Below are 20,128 nucleotides of genomic sequence, written 5' to 3'. Positions count from 1 at the left end.
CGTGCTGCCGTGAGCTTACGGCTCGACCATCGCGGTGGTCGGGTTCTCGCTGCCGGGCTCGGCGAGCAGCCGGTAACGGCCGTTCTCCCGGTGGACGGTACCGGCCGTGGGCTGCGGGAAGTGCGTGCCCAGGAGCAGCGCGTCGGTGCCCGCCAGGGCATCGAGCAGCCGGCCGCGGGTGCGGACCGCCTGGGCGGAGTCGATGTCGACGCAGCTGTTCACGTGGGGGTGGGACAGCTGCACGGGGTGGTGGATGCTGTCGCCGGTGATCAGTGCCCGGCGGTGGCTGCCGCGCAGCTCCACGGCGACCTGCCCCGGGGTGTGGCCCGGGGCCGGGACCAGGACGACGCCGGGCGCCACCTCGTACCCCTGCTCGGGCACGTCCACGAGGTGGTACTGCCCGGCGTCGCGGACGGGGTGGACGGAGTCGCGGAACATCTGGCGGCGAGCCTCGTCCAGGTCGGTGGCGGCCCAGTGGTCCCATTCGGTGCGGCTGGTGACGTAGCGGGCGTTGGGGAAGGTGGGGACCCAGTCCTCGCCGGCGAGGCGGGTGTTCCAGCCGACGTGGTCGGTGTGCAGGTGCGTGGTGATCACCAGGTCCACGGACTCCGGCGGGAAGCCGGCCGCCGCCAGCCGCTCCAGGAAGTCGGTGTCGAGACCGTTCCAGGCCGGGTTGGTGCGGGTCTTGCCGTTGCCGATGCCGGTGTCCACGACGATCCGCAGTCCGCCGGCCTCCACCGCGAAGCTGTGGCTCGCCAGCCGTGGGACATCGGCGTCGGCGAAGTCGGGGCGCAGCCACGACGCCTCGTCCAGCACCTCCTTGGTGGCGTCCGGCAGCAGCCAGGGTCCGGTCTGGCGCGGAAGTTCGATCTCGTCGACGCGGCGCACGGCGATGTCGCCGAGGTTCCATCCCGTGCTCGTGAAGGGGCTGGTGTGACGGGGCGTGGCGGTGTTCATCGGTGGGTCCTTCCGTGTGGGTGGGGCAGGGCGGGCGGTGCGGCCGGGCAGCACCCGGTCAGGCGCTGCGGGGCCGGCGCACGGCGCGGGTCAGGCCGGTCAGGGTCAGCAGGACGACGGTCACGGCGTAGAGCGAGACGGCGGTCTGCAGGCCGTACAGGTTGGTCAGCAGGCCGGCGAGGACGGCGGGGACGCTCATGGCCAGGTAGCTGAGGACGTAGTAGGCGGCGAGCGTGCCGGCGCGCTCGCCCGGAGCGGCCGGGGGCAGCAGCAGGCGCAGGGTTGCCTGGGTGACGGCGCCGAAGCCCGCGCCCGCCAGGGCGGTGCCGGAGAACAGCGCGAGCAGGCTGTGCAGCTGGGGGCCGCTCAGGGTCAGCAGGGCTCCCGGGATCAGGAGTGCGGTGCCGGTGAGGCTCACGGTGCGGGCGGGCAGTGCCCGGGCGGCGTGGCCGGCGAGGCCGGCCGCGGCCGTCATGGTGAAGAAGACCAGGCCGCCGGTGGCGCGGGCGGCGTGCGGGGCGATGAGCCGGGCGAGCGAGGGGCCGAGGGAGGAATAGAAGCCGCCCAGGGCCCAGGCGGCGACGATGCCGGGCGTGGCGAGGGCCATGGCCGGCCGGGAGGCGGGGGCGACGGTGATCGCGGGGCGCAGTGAGCGCCAGGCGCCGGGGTGGGGGCGTGCGGTCTCGGGGGTGAGCAGGACCGCGGCGGCCTGCGCGGTGAAGAGCAGGAGCAGCAGCAGGTAGACGGTGCGGGTGGGGGCGGGGGCGTACTGGACGAGGGCGGTGGCGGCCAGCACGCCGACCGCCATGCCGGCCACGGGGGTGGTGCCGTTGGCGACCGTCGCCCGGCCCGGGTGCTGAGGGTCTTCGAAGTCGAGCAGGGCGGCTCCGGCGGCGCTGGTGGCCACGCCGGTGGCCAGGCCTTGCAGGATCCGGGCGGCGATCAGCGCCGGCACTCCCTGGGCGGTGGCGAAGACGGCCATGGCGACGGCTTCGGCCAGCAGCGCCCCGGCGAGGACGGGGCGTCGGCCGAGGTGATCCGAGAGCGTTCCCGCGGTCAGCAGCGCCACGAGCAGTGAGAGCGCGTAGGTGCTGAACACGACGGTGAGCGTCATGGCCGAGAAGTGCCACGCGGTCTGGTAGAGCGCGTAGAGCGGGGTCGGTGCGCTGGAGGCGGCCAGCAGGCCGACCAGGACCGAGGCGTGGAGCGGGAAGGCGCCGCGGCGGCTCAGCACGGGCAGCCGACGGGGGTGGGACGACAGGGTGGTGACGCTGGTCATGGAAGCACCTCTGAGCCTTAAGGCGAATGCTTTGCGTTTAGCACTGTAGGGCTCACGCCTCCCGAAACGCAAATATTTAGCTTTTATGCGGTGGGGTGGGAAGGCGGCGCGATGCGGCCGAGCGCGGTCGCCACCAGGTGGTCGGTGTAGGACGCGGACAGGTCCGACGGGCGGAACAGGATCCGGTACATCAGGGGGGCGACGACGACATCCAGCAGGGTCTCCACGTCGGGCACGGCCTCTCCGCGCCCTGCCGCGCGCACGCCGATGGCCTTCAACTGCTCGGCCGCGTAGTCCGAGCAGCGGGCCGCGTTGCCCTGCTCGGGGTCGCCCAGCAGGGCGTCGCGGACGTACACGAGGCCCGCCGTCGAGGACATCTCCTCGGCGAACTGCACCGCCCACGCCTCCAGGTCCGCCCGCAGGCTGCCGTGGTCGGCCGGGGGCGTGTCGGGGCGCAGCCGCTCGACGGCCACGTCGGACAGCAGTTCCCGCAGGTCCCCCCAGCGCCGGTAGACGGTGGACGGCGTGACTCCCGCGCGGGCGGCGATCAGCGGCACGGTGAGCGCGTCCCGCCCCAGTTCCGCCTCCAGATCTCGGACGGCCTGGTGCACGGACTGCTGGACGCGGGCGCTGCGCCCGCCGGGGCGTGTGGTCGCTCGGGCACTCATGGACAACAGCTTAACGCGAAGAAGTTGCGTCTGCTTGGATGGGCGGCTCAATCAAGGGGAACGGAGCCGGCATGGTGTCCATGGGAGAGAGACTGAGCGCTGCGCGCGTCCGGGCCTTCATCGGCCGGGACGAGCAACTCAGGCGTTTCGGGGAGGTTTTGGCCGGCGATCCGCAGGCGCCGTTCGCCTTCTACGTGTTCGGACCGGGCGGCATCGGGAAGTCCACACTGTTGCGTCGTCTGGCGGACCACGCTCGTGCGGCGGGCCGGCCGCTCGTCGAACTCGACGGCCGCTTCGTCAGCCGGGACCCGGCCGATTTCGAGCGCGCGGCCGGCCCTTTCCTGGACGTCCCCGGCACGGTGCTGTTCGTGGACTCCTTCGAGCACTGCCAGTGGCTGGAGAGCTGGCTGTGGCACCACTTCCTGCCCCGCGCCGCGGACAGCGCCCTGGTCGTCCTGGCCGGCCGGCTCGCTCCGCAGCCGCAGTGGACCGCCGACCCCGCCTGGTCCGAGCTCCTGCACGTGACCGAACTGGAACCGTTCTCCGAGGAGCAGGCCCGCAGCCTGCTGGTCTCGGCACGGATCCGGCCCGAACCGCGCGACCGCGTGCTCCGCTTCGCCGGCGGCAACCCGCTGGCCCTGTCCCTCGCTGCAGCCGCGGGATCGGCGGGCTGCGGCAGGGAGGAGATCTGGGCACCCTCGGCGGACGTCCTGCGCACCCTGCTGACGGGCCTGATCGGAGAGGTGCCCACGGCCGCTCACCGCCGCGCCCTGGAGGTGGCGGCCCAGGCCTTCTCGACGTCCGAGGAACTCCTCGCCGCGGTGCTGCCCGAGGAGGACATCCGTCTTCGTTCCCGCCGCCGGAGCCACCCACGAGGACGACGGCTACCTGCTCACCGTGATCTCCGACCTCAAGCAGGACGCCTCGCAGCTGCTGGTCCTCGACGCCGCCGGCCTCGACCGGGTAGCCACCGTCCACCTGCCCCGACGGGTGACCGCCGGAATCCACGGCTCCTGGATCCCCGACACCGACCCCGACGGCGCCGGCGACTGAACACCACCACCCACCCCGGGGGGACCGGCACGGCCCGTCCCCCCGGGGTGCCGGACACCCCGAAGATGAATGCCCCGCCCTGATTGGTGCGCCTTCGCCCGCGGAAGGGCAAGGCTCCAGGCCAGGGCGAACAGGACACCCGGCGGGCCCAGGACAGCGGGGCGGACGAGGGGGCAGTGGGCCGGGGCACCGGGCCGTTCGGGTGAGGCCCCGGGCGGGCAGGGGCCATCGGCCCGCTTCCCGCTCGCAGAATGTGGTCTGTCCGGCCCTGCGAAAAGTTCGGCCGCAGGGGCGACGATGAGGGCCGACCGCCCGTCGGCGATCGGTGAATCCGACAGACTCCGAGGAGAGCACAGTCATGTCCATCACCCCCGGTCCGGCTCCCGGTGGACCGTCCGACGAGGAGATCCGGGCGCTCGACGCCCACTGGCGGGCCGCCAACTACCTTGCGGCGGGGCAGATCTACCTGATGGCGAACCCGCTGCTGCGCGAGCCGTTGCGCCCCGAGCACATCAAACCCCGCCTGCTGGGCCACTGGGGCACCTCGCCCGGCCTCAACCTGGTGCACACCCACCTCAACCGCGTGATCAAGGACCGGGACCTCGACGCCGTCTGCGTCTGGGGCCCCGGGCACGGCGGGCCCGCCGTCCTCGCGAACTCCTGGCTCGACGGCAGCTACACCGCCACCTATCCCGACATCACCCGCGACGAGCCCGGCATGGCCCGGCTGTTCCGCCAGTTCTCCTTCCCCGGCGGCGTGCCCAGCCACGTCGCCCCCGAGACGCCCGGCTCCATCCACGAGGGCGGGGAACTCGGCTACGCACTCTCGCACGCCTACGGTGCCGCCTTCGACAACCCCGGTCTGCTGGTCGCCTGCGTGATCGGCGACGGCGAGGCCGAGACCGGCCCGCTGGCGGCCTCCTGGCACGGCAACAAGTTCCTCGACCCCGTCCACGACGGCGCGGTGCTGTCGGTCCTCCACCTCAACGGCTACAAGATCGCCAACCCGACCGTCCTCGCCCGCCTGCCCGAGGCCGAACTCGACGCCCTGCTCCGCGGCTACGGCCACCTCCCGCTGTACGTCGGCGGCGACGACCCGCTGACGGTCCACCGCGCCATGGCCGAGGCCATGGACACCGCCCTCGACCGGATCGCCGCCATCCAGCACGAGGCCCGCGCCGGCGGCAGCACCCGCCGGCCGCACTGGCCGCTCATCGTGCTGCGCACGCCCAAGGGCTGGACCGGACCGGCCGAGGTGGACGGCCTGCCGGTCGAGGGCACCTGGCGCGCCCACCAGGTGCCGCTCGACCAGGTCCGCGACAACCCCGCGCACCTGCGGCAGCTGGAGGACTGGCTGCGCTCCTACCGGCCAGAGGAACTCTTCGACGAACACGGCCGTCCATCGGCGCAGGTCCTCGACCGCGTCCCCGAAGGCCCCCGCCGCCTGGGCGCGAATCCGCACGCCAACGGCGGACTGCTGCTGCGCGACCTGCCGATGCCGGCCCTTGAGCGCTACGCCGTCCCCGTGGACAAGCCCGGTGCGACCCTGCACGAGCCGACCCGGGTCCTGGGCGACCTGCTCGCCGACCTGACGGCCGCCACCGCCGAGCGCCGGGACTTCCGCCTGGTCGGCCCGGACGAGACCGCCTCCAACCGCCTCCAGGCCGTCTACCGGGCGACCGGCAAGGCGTGGCAGGCCGCCACCCTGCCCGTCGACGAACACCTCGCCCGCGACGGCAGGGTGATGGAGATCCTCTCCGAGCACACCTGCCAGGGCTGGCTGGAGGGCTACCTCCTCACCGGCCGGCACGGCCTCTTCTCCTGCTACGAGGCCTTCGTCCACATCGTCGACTCCATGGTGAACCAGCACATCAAGTGGCTGCGCACCACCCGCTCCCTGACCTGGCGCGCACCGATCGCCTCGCTCAACTACCTGCTCACCTCGCACGTCTGGCGCCAGGACCACAACGGCTTCTCCCACCAGGACCCCGGCTTCGTCGACCACGTCCTCAACAAGAGTCCCGAGGCCGTCCGCGTCTATCTCCCGCCGGACGCCAACACCCTGCTCGCCACCGCCGACCACGTCCTGCGCAGCCGCGACTACGTCAACGTCGTGGTCGCCGGCAAGCAGCCCTGCTTCGACTGGCTCACCCTCGACCAGGCCCGCGCCCACTGCGCCCGCGGTGCCGGGATCTGGGAATGGGCCGGGACCGAGGACGGCACCAGCGAGCCCGACGTCGTCCTCGCCTGCGCCGGCGACGTCCCCACCCAGGAGGTCCTGGCCGCCGCCGACCTGCTCCGCCGGCACCTGCCGGACCTGCGCGTCCGGGTGGTCAACGTGGTGGACCTGGCCCGGCTGATGCCCGCCGAGGAGCACCCGCACGGCATGCCGGACGCGGAGTTCGACGCCCTGTTCACCCGCGACCGGCCGGTGATCCTCGCGTACCACGGCTACCCGTGGCTGATCCACCGCCTCGCCTACCGGCGCGCCGTCCACCCGCACCTGCACGTGCGCGGCTACAAGGAGTCCGGCAGCACCACCACGCCGTTCGACATGGTCGTCCGCAACGACCTCGACCGCTACCGCCTCGTCATGGACGTCATCGACCGCGTCCCAGGCCTGGCCGTACCGGCCGCCGCCCTGCGCCAGGAGATGGCCGACCAGCGTGCCCGCCACCACGACTGGATCCGCGAGCACGGCACCGACCTGCCCGAGGTCACCGACTGGACCTGGCAGGGCTGACCCGGGACCAGGGGCCGGACGTCAGGAGTCGACGGCGCGCACCGGCCCCCGTCGGGGACGGGGGCCGGTGGACTCGGGGCAACTACTGGCACTTCTCGTCGATCTTGTACTGGAGCGCCTTCGGGTAGTCGTGCCGGCTGAGCCGGATGCGGGCCAGGATCGGCGCGTGGTTGATGTCGTTGCCGGGATCGGCGATGTCCAGCAGGAGTGAGCCGAGCTCGGTGTGGGTGGTGACCTCGTACCCGTGCATCCGGTCCTTCTCCGTGCCGAAGACCTCGGCCAGTTTCTCGTAGCGCCACGGGTGCAGCACGTTGTAGAAGTCGGCCCCGTCGGACGGCTTCTCCTTGTAGTAGCAGGGGCTGACCAGCATCTGCTCGATGCCGTAGAAGCCCTCGTTGTCCAGGACGAAGACCACCGGCTGCAGGTGGTGGCGCACCTGGGTGGACAGCTCCTGGCAGATCTCCTGGAACGAGCCGTCCCCGACGAACACCAGCGGCCGCTTCATGGGCTGCTGGCGACCCAGCGCCACGCCGGTGGCCGCGCCGACCGAGTAGCCGATGGACAGCCAGCTGTTCTGCGCCAGGAAGCCGGCCCGCTCGGTGATCCGCAGGTTCATCGATCCGAGCAGTGCGAACGCCGCGTCCGAGACCACCGTGAACGGCGAGGGGGCCTGCGGGTCCCCGCCGGTGGCCTGGTGCTCCAGGAAGAAGTTGATGTGCTGGAAGAAGCTGTCGTACGTGAGCTCCGCCGGGTACTGGGCGGCGCTCAGCGAGTCCAGGAAGGCGGCCGTGCTGGCCGGGACGTCCAGGCCCGCCGCGTGCGCCAGCGCGAAGTGGTCCGCCGCGAAGGTCTGTCCTGCCAGTGCGTCGCGCAACGCCGGGATGAACCGCCCCAGTTGGACCTCGGGGAAGTAGCTGGCGCCGACGCTGACGCCGTCGCGGGCCGCCACGATCCAGTCATCGCCGATCGACTGCTCGCCGCCGAGGTTCTTGGACGTGGACCAGGTCCCCAGGCCGATCCGGCACCCGGCGTTCTTGAAGGTCTTCCGGATCTCCGGCAGGCTCGCCCTGCCGTTGTAGACGCCGGCGAACAGCGGATGCCGTTCGGAGACCACGGACTTCGCGCCGACCGTGGTGCAGAACTGCATCCTGGTGCTCTGGACGAACTCCAGCAGCTCGTCCTCCAGCCGCTGGCTGACCAGTTCCTCGCCGGCCCAGACGATCGGTGTGCCGAACGTGCCGATCAGCTCCGCCGCGGCCGCGACCGCCTTGGCCAGCATCTCCTCGTTCCGCTTGGTGAACGTCCGCTCGTGGGGCACGAGTCGACCCTGCGGAGGATCGCACGGCGCGTGCCAGAGGTCCTCCATCACCTCCAGGTAGACCGGCTTGCGCTCGGTCAGGCACGCGGTGATCGCGCCGTCGATCTGCCAGGGCGCGAGCCCCGGGTTGGAGAGCACCTGCGCGTCCACCGTGACCTGCCGGTAGACGTCCAGGTTGCTCTCCCGGCGCGGGCTCATGTGCGAGGTGAGCAGGCCGACCGCCTGCTGGTTGAGCCACTGCTCGTACGAGGGCGCCGCGTTGATCGCGATCAGTGGCACGTCTTCGACGTACGCGCCGCCGATCGTGTTGAGCAGGCTGAACGCGCCCACCCCGTAGGTCACCGCGACGGCGCCGATGCCCTGCTCGCCCTTGTCGGGGTCGGCGTCGGCGGCCCGCACCCGGGCGTAGGCGTCCGCGGCGTAGCCGCCGCCCATCTCGGTCGGGGTGCCGATCCAGCGCACGCCGGTGGTGGCGTGCATGATCGTCAGGAACGGGCCGAGGAAGTCGCCCGGCACCCCGAACAGGTACCGGATGCCCAACTGCTCCAGCCTGGTGGCCAGGTACCGGCCCACCGTCCAGTCGTGGTTGCCGCTCATCTGCTCAGCGCCTCCTGCCGGCGTTCCCGGCGGACCCGCACCTCGGGCCGGATCTCCGGTTCCGCCGCGGGCGGCGCAGGCGGCGCCTCGTGTACGGCGATGGCCGCCCGGACGGCGGTTTCCACCGCGCCCTCGATCCAGGCGTGCTTGAGCGAGACGTGCTCGCCGGCGAAGTGCACCGGGCCCTCCGGCTTGACCACGTCGAGGTGGAAGCTGGTCATCTGGTGCGGGGTGTACACCGCCGCCTCGCCGAAGGCGTACGGGTCGCGCAGCCAGCTCTGGGTCTTCCCGTAGCCGGTGTAGAACACCTCGATCCGCCGGCCGTGCACCGACTGGAGGTTGCGCAGCGCGTAGACGTACCGCTCGTCGTCCTCCATGGAGTCCCAGCGCACCGCGTCGTCCGACCAGCTGTAGGCGGCCAGCACCACGCCGCCGCCGTCGCCGCCGGGCACCGGGTGCGAGGGGTAGTACATGAAGCGGTTCGGGTTGTCGGTGGTCGAGCCGCCGCCGAAGCAGTTGGTGGCGGGGCGCACGTTCGCCCGGAGCAGCGGGGTGTGCTCGTAGACCTCCCGCTGGGCCTGGCTGATGCGGCGCTCGTCCACGCTCGCGTGTGCGCCGAGCAGCACCTCGGGCAGGTTGCGCGGGGGCCGGTGGCCGTTGTGGGCGGCGGCCACGGCCGCCTCGGCGTCCTCCTCGCCGGCCCGCTGGTAGTACTCGTACAGGCCGGGCGCGATGGAGTCGAGTTCGGTCTTCCAGTCCGCCTCGGTGAACTCCCACCAGCGGCGGGAGAACTCCAGCAGCACCTTGGTGGCCTGGTCGTAGTGGGTCTCGATGATGGCCCGGCGTTTCTTGTACGAGAACGGGGGCGTCACCTGGACGAACCGAAGGGCGGAGAACGGGACCGTGACGATCGCGAGGTCGCCCTTCCAGACGTCGGGTTCGGCTTCGGGGTCGTCCTCGGGGACGGTCTGGACCGCGACCTGCGGCCCGTTCGGGCCGACGTTCCGGCCGGCCCCGCCGTCCCGACGCGGGTCCCAGTACTCCATCCGGATCATCCGCTCGCCCATCCGCAGCTCCTCCCGGAGCTCCTCGGCGAGCACGTGGGGCAGTCTCCAGCTGCCGCCCGCGATCTCCCAGTAGGTGGCCTTCGGGTCGATGTCGCTGCGGCCCAGGAAGGTGTGGAAGAAGGACAGGTGCAGCCGCGAGGTCATGTTCTCGATCGTGCCGATCGCCTCGACGGCCTCGTCGCTGAAGCCCGCGTACTCGCGCAGGAAGCGGCCCATCGAGTAGCCGTCGAAGTCGCGGATCACCCGGGCCCAGCCGTCCAGCCACTCGGCGAACGGCTTGTTCACCCGCTTGCCGTCCCTGATCACCGAGTAGTAGTCGCGGACCGGCTCCAGCGCCTGGTTGACCATGTCGGCGGCGGTGATCCGCACCTCGTCGCCGGTGAGGTGGAAGCCCTCGTTGATACAGCTGGGGTCGGCGGCGTACTCGCTGCGGCGGGCCTGGACCCGGTTGGTGCGGATCCAGGAGTTGAAGCGCTTGACCGGTTCGCGGAAGTCCGGGCTGTCCGCGCCGTACTTCCAGATCCTGCCGGGCTCGAAGGACTCGTAGACCACCGGGGGGACGGGCGCGTTCTGGTTGCCGGTGTCCGGATCGACGTCGACGTTGAAGAACAGCTGCCGGCTCAGGCCGAGGCTGTCGACGAGCGCCAGGGTGAGCGGGTGGAAGCTGGGCAGCCGCATCGCCCCGGCCTCCGCGTACTGATCCGGGTCGTAGAACGGTCCGTCGGGCTCGTCGTCGGTGGAGCGGAAGGTCTTGATCCGGCCGCCCACCCGGTTGGCGTTGGCCTCCAGGATGGTGACGTTGTGCCCGGCGTCCTTGAGCAGCTTCCCGGCGACCAGGCCCGCGATGCCCGCGCCGACGATCAGCACGTCCTTGGGCTGGTCCGTCTCCGGGATGCCGTCCTTGATCAGGACGTCGAGGTAGCGCAGCCTCAGGTCCTTGTCGTCCGGACCGACCAGCAGCAGCTCGCGCGCCAGCTGCCGGCAGGTTCGCCAGCGGGCGCGGTCGTCGGCCGTGCCCTCGATGTCGGGGTTCTCCATGGTGTCTCCTCGGGGGCGCTCGGTGGTCAGGAGCCGACCGGCTTGTTGGGGAGGTCCTTGCCCTCGGCGAGCAGCCGCAGCGTGCTGATCGACGGGGTGAAGGCGTAGAGCGCGCCCGTGGTGCGGACGAAGCGCTTCATGTCGACCGTGCCGTGCGTGCCGTCCGCGAGCGCGATCGAGGCCTTGCCGGCGAGGCCGGTGACCTTGTCGAAGCCGTTGTGGGGCTCCGGGGTGGGGGCCTCGATGCCAGGGGTGAAGTCGGGGTTGTTGGACCAGTGCTGCTGGACCAGCTCGAACTGCTGCTCCAGTGAGGTGCCGTAGCACACGAACATCAGCCCGCGGTCCTTGCCGTCGTCCGCGGTGCCCGTGAACTCCGGGCCGTACGGGATGCCCCGGCGCATCAGGCGGTGGCTCTTCGGCTTGTTGTCGGCGATGCCGGCGAACGCGCGAGGGTGGGTGCGGCGGATGTGGGCGACCCAGGGGGTGTGCTGCCCGACGGGGTCGTCCCGGTAGTCGAAGTCGTTGCGGTCCGAGCCCAGCCCGGTCACGGCGTTGGACGGCGGGGCGAGCGGTGTGCCGTCCTTCGCGCGGCCGACCAGGCAGGCGCCGAGCCGGTTGGCGTCCATGGTCCCGGTGAACTGCTTGACGCCGTCCACCACGGCCTTGTTCCAGCCCGCGACGTCCTGGTGCAGCCGGCGCACCACCTGGAGCGAGCCGTTCTTCATCCACTCGGGTGCCTTCCGGTCGCCCGTCTCGCTCTTGTGGCCGAAGACGAACTCGCCGGGCTCGATCAGCTCGGTCCCGGCGCGGTTGTCGCGGAAGCCCTTGCGCTCCGAGTCCTCCCGGTGGAAGTCCTTCACACCGGGCTGGGAGATTCCGTCCTTGTAGCCGAAGTGCTCGTGCCCCTTGAGGGCGCCCGTCAGGGTGCGGCCCTCGTCCACGTGGACGCGCGTGATCTGGTGCGCCTTCTCGACCGCGTCGAGGTTCTTCAGCTTCTCCTTCAGCAGCTCCTCGGTGTCCGCGGCGATGATGAGGACCGCGTGCACGGCCTTGTCACCGGTCCCGGCGCCGAACAGCCAGTGCTTGGGGTCGCTCTCGTCGGTGTCCCCGAGCTGCGCGGCCCGCTTGGCGCTGCCTTCACGCAGGGCGGCGAAGTCCTTCAGGTCGGTCTCGACCTGCTGGGGGTTCTTGGCGACGGTCTTGAGGCCGTCGAACGTGAGGGAGACCCCGCAGCGGACGGCGGTGATCGCGGGGTCGCGGCCGAAGGCCCGGCGGGCCAGCGAGAACTGCTCGTTGAAGTCCTCGGTCTCGCTGGTCGTCGCGACGGTGTTGAGGATCGCGGAGAGCCAGCCGCGGCCCTTGGCGGCGTCCGGGAAGTGCAGGTAGCGGAAGTCCATGAAGTCCTTGTTGAACGCCGCCAGGATGTTGCCCTGGATGTCGGTGTTCGTGCGCAGCTTCGGCTGGGGCAGCTGCTCGATGGACGGCACGGCGGTGGGACGGGTGGGGGTCGTGGTCATGCTCGGGCTCCTCGCGCGGGAAGTGGGCAGCGGCGATCACAAGATGTGACGAAAGTACTACCTAACGTAGCTTCACTGCCGAGAGTCCTGTCAACCGGAGGTCGGCTCGTTGGCGGGGTCGCACAGTGCCACCGGATGCGGCACCCCGTGGAGGTGCGCGCGGGCGAGTGCGAGGCGAGGTCCGCATCTGCGTGGCCGCCGTCTCCGACTCCGGCCCGGTCGAACGCCTCGCCCGTCCACCCCCCGGGACCGGCCACAGGGGTCGAGCAGCCTCACCCCGGCGCCGGAGGTCCCGGTGCCGGGCGCTCCCGGTCCCTCCTCGCGGACTGGCGGGAGGACGCCCCGGGGTCCGCCGTCGTCTGCGAGAATCGGGCGCGGCGGCCGAGGCGAGGAGGATGTCCGTGAGCGGCGAGACGGTGCGGTCACGGATGCCGCAGCTTCGGCTGGACGAGTTGCTGGAGGAGCTCCAGGCGCGGATCGACGCGGCCCGCGGCACCCGGGACCGCGTGCACAGCCTGCTGGAGGCGGTGCTGTCGGTCGGCCGCGAGCTGGACCTGACGCAGGTGCTGCGGCGGATCGTGGAGGCGGCGGCGGTCCTGGTGGACGCTCGGTACGCGGCGCTCGGGGTGATCGGGCCGGACGGGGAGACGCTGTCGCAGTTCCTCACGGTGGGCCTGACGGAGGAGGAGATCGCCGGGATCGGCCCGTACCCGACCGGGCGGGGCCTGCTGGGCGAGCTGATCCGCCACCCGGAGCCGCTGCGGCTGGAAGACCTGTCCGCGCACCCTTCGTCGTTCGGGTGCCCGGCGCGCCACCCCGTGATGCGGAGCTTCCTGGGCGTGCCGGTGCGTGTGCGCGAGGAGGTCTTCGGCAACCTCTACCTGACGGACAAGCAGGGCGGGGAGCAGTTCGACGCGGACGACGAGGCGGTGATCTCCACGCTGGCCGTTGCCGCCGGGGTGGCGATCGACAATGCCCGGCTGTACGAGGAGGCCCAGCGCCAGCAGCGCTGGCTGAGCGCGAGCGGGGAGATCACCCGTGCCCTGCTGTCCGGGGGGTCGCGTTCGGAGGTGCTGGAGCTGATAGCGCAGCGGGCGCGGGAGATCACCGGTGCCGACCTGGCTGACGTCTCCGTGCCGGTGGCCGGGACGGACACGGTGCGGGTGGAGCTGGCGCTGGGCGGGGACACGGGCGCCCGGGCGGGCCTGGCGGTGCCGCTGGAGGGGTCCCTGTCGGGTGAGGCCTGTGCCTCCCGGGTGCCGGTGACCACGGCGGATCTGGCGGGCGATCCGCGGCTGTCCGCCGGGCCGCGCCGGTTCGACGGGCTCGGGCCGGCGGTCGCGGTGCCGCTGGGCCGGGCCGAGGGCCCGGTCGACGGCGTGCTGCTGCTGGCCAGGGAGGCCGGCGCACCCGAGTTCACCGACCGCGAGATCGGCCCGCTGCTGGGCTTCGCCGACCAGGCCGCGCTGGCGCTGGAGCTGGCGGAGCGCCGCCGTGACGCCGAGCAGCTGGCGATGCTGGAGGACCGCGACCGGATCGCCCGGGACCTGCACGACCTGGCCATCCAGCGGCTGTTCGCCACGGGGATGACCCTGCAGAGCGCGGCCCGGTTCATCGACCACTCCGGGGCCTCGGACCGGGTGCTGCGCGCGGTGGGGGACCTGGACGAGACCATCAAGATCATCAGGTCGACGATCTTCGGCCTGCGAGCCCGCGAGGAGGCCGCCGGCCACGGTCTGCGGGCCCGGGCCGTGCGCGCGGTGGAACAGGCACAGGCGGTGCTCGGCTTCGCGCCGCGGCTGAGCATGGAGGGCCTGCTGGACACCGATGTCCCGGCGGAGGTCGCGGAGCACGTCCTCGCCGTGCTGGCGGAGGCGTTGAGCAACGCCGCGCGCCACGCGAAGGCGGGCCGGGTCGAGGTCGTGCTCCAGGCGGCCGGCGGGCGGGTGGCGTTGGCCGTGCAGGACGACGGGGTCGGCATTCCGGAACAGGGGCGGTGCAGCGGCCTGCGGAACCTGGCGGAGCGGGCCGAGGCGCTGGGCGGGTCGTTCGAGGTCGAGCGCCTTGCGGAGGGCGGCACCCGGGTGGTGTGGTCCGCGCCGCTGCCCGTCTGAATCAGGTCGTGCACCCGGTCAGTGCGGGGCGTCCGGCAGGAGGCGGCCGGTGACGAGTTCGGGCCGGATCCGGATCGAGACCTGGTGCGGCAGGCGGGCCGCCGCGGTCTCCTCGGCGGGGCCCTCCGACACGTCCGCCCGTCCGAGCACGGTCACGCTCCATCCTGTTCCGTCCGTCTCGTCGACCTCACCGGCCTCGAACGCCACCAGCGCGCCGGACACCGCCCGCACCATTTCGGAGTGCGCGGCGGCGCGCAGCAGGACGCTGCCGTCCAGTCCGAGCCGGTAGCGGATCGGGAGCACGGCCGGCAGGGCGCCGATCGTGTAGACCACGCGACCGACCGAGGCACCGGCCAGGAGGCGGAGGCAGTGCCGCGCGTCCAGGGGGGCCTGCGCGGTGGGGATGCGGTCGGGTTCCATGGGTTCGATTGTTCGCGCGGCCTCGCCGGCGGGCGAGGGCCGTTCGGTCCCCGGCCGGTGGCCGACCGGTCCTGGGCCGGGCCCGGTCCTGCGGGCCTGTCGGGCGGCCCGGGCGGGGTCTCCGAAGTCCTGGATCCGCCGGGCGGGCGGATCGGGGGCCGTAGGCAAGCGTGCAGGAGCCGGGCGGCCTTCCGGTAGGGCCGAACGGCCTCGGTGTCCGGGAAGCCGGAGCAGGGTGGGCCGGGCCGCGCGGGCCAGGTGGCGCGGAACCCGTCCTGCGCCGCCCGTCGGCCGGGTGGGATCCGGCCGGCGGACGGCGATGGGTGGCAACAGGCTGGTCAGATCAATGGGTACTTCTTCAAGGCCTGCTTTCCCTTGTTGTTGAGCACCAACGTCTCCGGCTGGCCCGGGCGCTGCTGGCGCGTAACGAGCCACTGGGCCTTCGTCTCTCCGTTCAACAGGCTGATGGCGCGCGCGTTCGGGTTGTCCGCCCCGGCCGTCAGATCGCCCAGTTCGGCGACCGGGACCGGTCCGTTCATGAGCCGGCGCAGCAGGTCGATCGCTTCCGGGTCCTGCCGCCACGCGGGGTGGTTGGGGTTGGGTTGCCCCGGCTGGGCGGCTGTGGACGAGGAGGCCGCGGCGGAGGTGCTCGCCGCGGGGGCGGCGGGCGGTTCGGGGGTCGGCGGGGTGTAATTCCGCTGGAGCTGCTCCGCGTTGGCGCGGTGGCGGTCCAGGGCGTCGTTGATCAGCGGGCCGTAGACGTCCTCGCCGGTGACCGGGTGGCGGGGGCGGGAGAACGGGTCGTAGTCGACGCCGAAGTTCGCCGCCATGTCCATCACGAAGTGGTAGCGGTGGATGTCGGTGATGTCGCGGCGGTAGTCGGTGTACCAGAGGCTGAACAGGGAGTAGGCGAGGGCCTTCTTCTCCTCCGGGGTCGCGCCCGCCTCGTGGGCGAGCCTGATCATCTTGCCGGTGGTCCGCGACGGGCCGAGCGAGACCGGGTAGCCCAGCCGGCCGGCGGTGTCCACCTGCGGGTTCAGCTGGTTGGGGGTGGCCTCCTTGCCGCGGAAGCTCTTGTCGACCGGTTCCCGGGTCATCGGGGGAGTGGGGGGAGCGTCGCCCGCCGGACTCGTCCACCCCGGGTACTTGTGCTCCGCCGCGGGGTCGGGGGCGTCGGAGAGCACGTAGCCCTTGAACTCGCCGTTCGGCCCCTCGGTGACGGTCACGAAGTCCTTCAGGTCGTCGTGGTTGTACATGAGCTCCGCCACGTCGTGGATGGCCGAGACCAGTGTGGAGAAGGGTTCCCCGCCGGGGGCGTGGAGGATCCCGGTGATCGTCTTGTTTCCGTAGTCGACGTACGGCAGGTAGAGGCGCTGCTTGTCCGCCAGACCCGTGGTGGTGGTGCCGAGCTCCGCGCCGAACTCGGTGTTGCCGTGATTCGCGAGCCAGGGGACCAGCTTGTTGGTCACGAAGCCCGACACGGCCCCGTGGACCTGCGGGTCCTGGCTGATGTTCACGGCGAGGTCGTGTTCGATCTCGACCATCGGCAGGGACTTGACGCGGTCGAGGACGGCCGAGGCCGCCTGGTCCTTCGTCGGGTAGTAGCGGGAGAGGACGTCCGAGGAGTTCTCGGGCCGAGCGGAGCCGTCTGCCCTGGGGACGCTCGGCTTGGGCGCGTCGATCCACTCCTTGATCACCTTGACGATCGCCGGCCGTTCGGCCGGGTCGTGCCACCGGCGACCGAGGTCGGAGTCCGGATCGAGGGACTTGCCGATCTCGCTGTAGGTGTTCTCCGCGTTCGCCTCCGGCGTCTTGCCCTCGATGGTCAGGACGTGCGGCGCGTCCCAGCGGGCCACGTCGTCGGCGTCCAGGTGCGGCAGGTCGGTGCGGGTGGCCGTTTCCGGCGCGTCGGGGGCGCCGTGCGGGTGGTCCTTGACGACGGCGGTGTGGTCCACCGTGTCCTCGATGGTCTCCAGGTAGCGCCGGGGCACCTCGCCGGAGCCGCTGAGGTCGTGGCCCATCAGGCCGTCGCGGTGGACGCCCGGGCCGTCGCCGGTGCGGCGGAACAGGCTGTCGGGGTCCTGGTACTCGTCCTTGAGGCCCAGGTAGTGCAGGACCTCGTGGACGACGCGGGGCAGGTGGCTGCCGTCGAGGGCCGGGTCGGTGGGCACGTTCCAGGAGCGCTGGTCGAGCGGCACCTTCTGGTCGTTGCGGCCGATGGTGATGGCCTCGGGGTGGTCGTCGCCCGCGACGAGCTTCAGGTCGAGGTGGAACTGGTCGCCGGAGCGCGGGAGTTCGAGGCCGCCGTTGAGGTGGTTGTCGATCGCGCGCTGGATCCGCTCGTGCACGCCGGCCAGCTCGCCGGCCGACATGCCGCTGTGCCCGAGGTGCACCGGCAGCTCGACGGTGTGGTGGCGCACCCACGTGCCGTTCTCGGCCTGGACGCGGCGCACCACCGAGCGGACCAGGGTCTGCGAACCGGCCAGCGAGTGCGGGGCGTTGCCCTTGAGCGGGTCGCGCGCCGGGTCGAAGCGCTCGGTGTGCACGCGGGCGGTCGGCGCGCCTTCGAGGCGGGAACGCCAGTCGGGCGACGCCGGCTTCGGCACCGGGCGGGCGACCGGTTCGGGGGAGGGTTCCGCGACGTGAGCCTCGGGGACGACGACGGAAGCGGACTGCTCGTGGGTCTCGTGCGGGGTGCCGGGGTCACTTTCGAGCTGCGGGGGCGGCGGCAGTTCGACGCTCACCGCGACGTGGTCGCCGGTGTGTTCGGGCGAACCCGGTTCGAAGTCCTGGTTGCCGCGCGAGCGCGGGACGACGGTGACGTCCTCGCCGCGCAGCACGACCGGGCCGTCGCTCTGGAGGCTCTCCAGACGGTCCTTCAGCTCGCTGCGCAGGGCGGTGGCGACCGCCTCGGCGCGCTCCTGCCCCAGCTTGAGGGACTTCCCGAAGTGGGGGAGGCCCTGATCGAGGACGTTCGCCCGCCCCTCGACCGTGACCACGGGCGGTCCGCCGCCGTCACGGGCGTTGCGCACCCCGAGGTCGGCGACCTGGCGGGCGGTGGTGTTCAGGGCCTGCTGCCGGGGAGCGGTCAGGTCGGCGGAGCCGCCGTCGAAGGCGATCGGGCCGAGCTCGACCCGCACCGGCTCGTGCGGTGCGAGGGGCGGCGGGGGCTCGGGCGGTGCCGTGTGGGGCGGGAGCGGCGGTTGGACGTCGGGGGCCGCGAAGGTGTGCTCGGGGCCGGCGTGGTGGACATCGACCGGGCCGGTCGCGACGTGCTCGACGGGGGTGTGGTCGACCGGGGCGTGGACGGTCTGGGGCTGGTCGGCCGGGGCCTGGGTGGTCGGGTTGCTCTCCGTGTGGGTGACAGTCGGCTCGCTGGTGGTACGTACGGGGGCGGCGGTTCGGCCGTCCGTCGAGGTGCCGGTGGTGCTCGTTTCGGTGGTGACCCGAGGGGACTGCGCCGGTGCTTGTGCCGGAGCCTGCGCCTGTCCTTCGGTGGGACGGGTCTGATTGGTCGTGGCCGTGTTGCTGTCGCCGCTCGTGGCGGGGGTGTTGGTGGCGCGGTCGGTGCCGGCGGCGGTCGTCGTCGGCTTGTCGGCGACAGCGGGTCCGGTGATCCCGGTCGTACCGGGCGTCTCGGCGGGACGGGTGTCGCCGGCGTTCGTGTCGGTCGGCTTGGTCTCGAAGCCGGGGAGGTCCGACTCCTGGTGGGCCGTCGGGGCCGAGGTCGTGGTCTCGCTCCCGTGGAGCCCGGATCCCGTCGTGGTGCCGGTGTCGCCTCGCGACGCCGTCGTCCGGGCGGGCGTCTCGACGGTGGTGTCCGTGGTGCGGGGGCTGGTCCGCTCCTGCGTGCCGACGGAGGTGTCGGTCTGCCCGTGGGTGACCTCGCTCGTCGCGTGGCTCTCGGAGACCGACGGCGTGCTGACGGTACGCACGTCGGGCGTGCCGACGGAGTGCGTGCCGGTGTCCTGCGTGACCGTCACGGTGCGGGTGTCGGACGTCGTCGGTTCCTTGACGCCGGCGGTGTTGTCGCCCGAACCGGTCCGTATCGGGGCGGGCGCGGTGTCCGTCGGGTGGACCGAAGGTCCGTGCACGTCCGCCGAGTGCACGTCCGGCGTGTGGACGTCCGGCAGGTGGAGGTCCGGCGGCTTGATCTCCTTGAGGTTGACGGGGTCGATCCCGGTCTTCCCCTCCTCCCCGCCGCGTCCGTGCTTGCCGCCGCCCAACGCGCCGATCAGGCCGGAGGTGAGGGCCGAGGTGTAGTCCGCGTCGCCGCCGAAGGCGGCCGTCATGGTGGCGGTGGTGATCACGCCGGTGGCGCCGCCGACGGCGAGCTTGCCGATCAGCGAGCCGGCGAACTTCGGTGCGAACGCTCCGAGTCCGCCGCCGAGGATGCCGCCGATCGCGCCGCCGATCGCGCCGCCCTCCACGGCCTGGACGGTGCTGTCGGTGTCCCACTTGGTCCGGTCGTGCAGGAGCAGGATCTGGATGCTCTGGATCAGCGCGTCCATCCCGACCATGAACCCGACGCCGGAGACGACCGAGACCAGCAGCCGGCGCAGGATCATCTGGATGATCAGGCGGGCGGAGGTGATCGCGGCCGGGACCGCCTCCGGCGCGGTGAACGAGAGCGAGCTCAACTCATAGGCCAGCCAGATGAGTTGGGCGAGAACCATGAGTTTGGCGTATTCGACCTGCACCCCGGTGTTGTCGCCCAGGTCGCCGATCTGGTTGGCGGCCTCGGCCATCTGCGGCAGGTTGGTCTGCAGCTGCTGGGTGAACGCGTTGAACTGCTCGGCGACCGGGCCGCTGATGCTGTTCCGCACGCCGAGGGTCGCCGGACCGATCTCCTTGGTGATCGAGTCGAGCTGCTGGGCGGTGTCGTACCAGGCGGCGCCGAGCGCCCGCAGCTTGTCCTCGTCGCCCTTGGGCCAGGACTGGCCGACGGCCAGCCGGGCGACCCAGGCGATCTCGGGGGGCAGGTCGATGCTCATCCGTGCACGGGCCTCTCGGGCGCGGGCCGGTGCTCGCCGGCGCCGGTGTTGATCCGGCGGACGGACTCGATGTTGGTGTCCTCCAGCCGTTCGAAGTTGACGGCCATGGTGTGGATGCCCTCGGCGGTGCTGTGCACCACCTGGCCGATGCCGCCGATGCCCTTGTGGATCTCCTGGTGCGGGTTGTCGTACTGCTTGAAGAACGCCTCGCCGGTGGCGTCGTCGCCCCAGCACGGGCCGAGGTCGGACAGCCGGCCCTCCAGTCCGCTCGCGATGCCCTTGAACCGGGCCGCGAGCTCCTGGACGTAGGGCAGTTGGAGGTGCAGCCCGTCGGTGTCGACGGAGAACGGCTCGTTGGCCATC

12 protein-coding genes are annotated in these 20,128 nt (G+C 72.1%); 3 read left to right on the top strand and 9 right to left on the bottom strand.

Features of this window, described 5'->3' with window-relative positions; genetic code table 11:
- Nucleotides 1–15 precede the first annotated feature (15 nt).
- From ACWCXH_RS00930 to ACWCXH_RS00920, 3 genes are all read right to left on the bottom strand, one after another.
- Nucleotides 16–957, bottom strand: a complete 942-nt coding sequence (locus tag ACWCXH_RS00930) for an MBL fold metallo-hydrolase (RefSeq protein ID WP_449799163.1) — start codon at nt 955–957, stop codon at nt 16–18.
- 58 nt (nt 958–1,015) lie between these two features.
- Entirely contained in the window at nt 1,016–2,236 is a 1,221-nt protein-coding gene (locus tag ACWCXH_RS00925; protein WP_449799162.1) for an MFS transporter, read from the bottom strand.
- An 83-nt stretch (nt 2,237–2,319) separates the two neighbouring features.
- Nucleotides 2,320–2,904, bottom strand: coding sequence for a TetR/AcrR family transcriptional regulator (locus ACWCXH_RS00920; protein WP_449799161.1), 585 nt, complete (start codon nt 2,902–2,904; stop codon nt 2,320–2,322).
- Nucleotides 2,905–2,984: 80 nt separating this feature from the next.
- Here ACWCXH_RS00920 and ACWCXH_RS00915 point away from each other — a divergent pair, with 80 nt between their 5' ends.
- Both ACWCXH_RS00915 and ACWCXH_RS00910 read left to right on the top strand, forming a co-directional pair.
- Entirely contained in the window at nt 2,985–4,040 is a 1,056-nt protein-coding gene (locus ACWCXH_RS00915) for a hypothetical protein (protein ID WP_449799160.1), read from the top strand.
- A gap of 275 nt (nt 4,041–4,315) precedes the next feature.
- Complete coding sequence (locus tag ACWCXH_RS00910) at nt 4,316–6,700, top strand: phosphoketolase family protein (RefSeq protein ID WP_449799159.1); 2,385 nt, start codon at nt 4,316–4,318, stop codon at nt 6,698–6,700.
- 82 nt (nt 6,701–6,782) lie between these two features.
- Here ACWCXH_RS00910 and ACWCXH_RS00905 read toward each other — a convergent pair whose 3' ends face one another.
- Genes ACWCXH_RS00905 through ACWCXH_RS00895 form a run of 3 tightly spaced genes read right to left on the bottom strand, consistent with a single transcriptional unit; the run spans nt 6,783 to nt 12,237 of the window.
- On the bottom strand, nt 6,783–8,615 hold the full coding sequence (locus ACWCXH_RS00905) for an alpha-keto acid decarboxylase family protein (RefSeq protein ID WP_449799158.1): 1,833 nt from the start codon (nt 8,613–8,615) through the stop codon (nt 6,783–6,785).
- The gene (locus ACWCXH_RS00900; RefSeq protein WP_449799157.1) at nt 8,612–10,720 is read right to left on the bottom strand and encodes a flavin monoamine oxidase family protein; all 2,109 of its coding nucleotides are present in this window, start codon (nt 10,718–10,720) and stop codon (nt 8,612–8,614) included. The genes ACWCXH_RS00905 and ACWCXH_RS00900 overlap by 4 nt, the downstream gene beginning before the upstream one ends.
- A 26-nt stretch (nt 10,721–10,746) precedes the next feature.
- Nucleotides 10,747–12,237 carry a Dyp-type peroxidase gene (locus tag ACWCXH_RS00895; protein WP_449799156.1) on the bottom strand — a complete coding sequence of 497 codons (1,491 nt, stop codon included), beginning with the start codon at nt 12,235–12,237 and terminating at the stop codon, nt 10,747–10,749.
- 395 nt (nt 12,238–12,632) lie between these two features.
- Here ACWCXH_RS00895 and ACWCXH_RS00890 point away from each other — a divergent pair, with 395 nt between their 5' ends.
- On the top strand, nt 12,633–14,351 hold the full coding sequence (locus ACWCXH_RS00890; protein WP_449799155.1) for a GAF domain-containing protein: 1,719 nt from the start codon (nt 12,633–12,635) through the stop codon (nt 14,349–14,351).
- Between the two features lie 18 nt (nt 14,352–14,369).
- Here the strand turns inward: ACWCXH_RS00890 and ACWCXH_RS00885 are convergent, their stop codons facing one another.
- The 3 genes from ACWCXH_RS00885 to ACWCXH_RS00875 form a co-directional block, all read right to left on the bottom strand.
- The gene (locus ACWCXH_RS00885) at nt 14,370–14,771 is read right to left on the bottom strand and encodes a pyridoxamine 5'-phosphate oxidase family protein (RefSeq protein WP_449799154.1); all 402 of its coding nucleotides are present in this window, start codon (nt 14,769–14,771) and stop codon (nt 14,370–14,372) included.
- 338 nt (nt 14,772–15,109) lie between these two features.
- Nucleotides 15,110–19,765: a WXG100-like domain-containing protein gene (locus tag ACWCXH_RS00880; protein WP_449799153.1), complete on the bottom strand. Its 4,656-nt coding sequence runs from the start codon at nt 19,763–19,765 to the stop codon at nt 15,110–15,112.
- Nucleotides 19,762–20,127 (bottom strand): WXG100 family type VII secretion target, encoded by a 366-nt coding sequence (locus tag ACWCXH_RS00875; RefSeq protein WP_449799152.1) that lies wholly within the window; start codon nt 20,125–20,127, stop codon nt 19,762–19,764. The genes ACWCXH_RS00880 and ACWCXH_RS00875 overlap by 4 nt, the downstream gene beginning before the upstream one ends.
- Between the last annotated feature and the right edge of the window lies 1 nt (nt 20,128).

The organism is Kitasatospora sp. NPDC001660, assembly GCF_053596725.1.
This window is presented reverse-complemented; position numbering and strand designations above follow the sequence as displayed.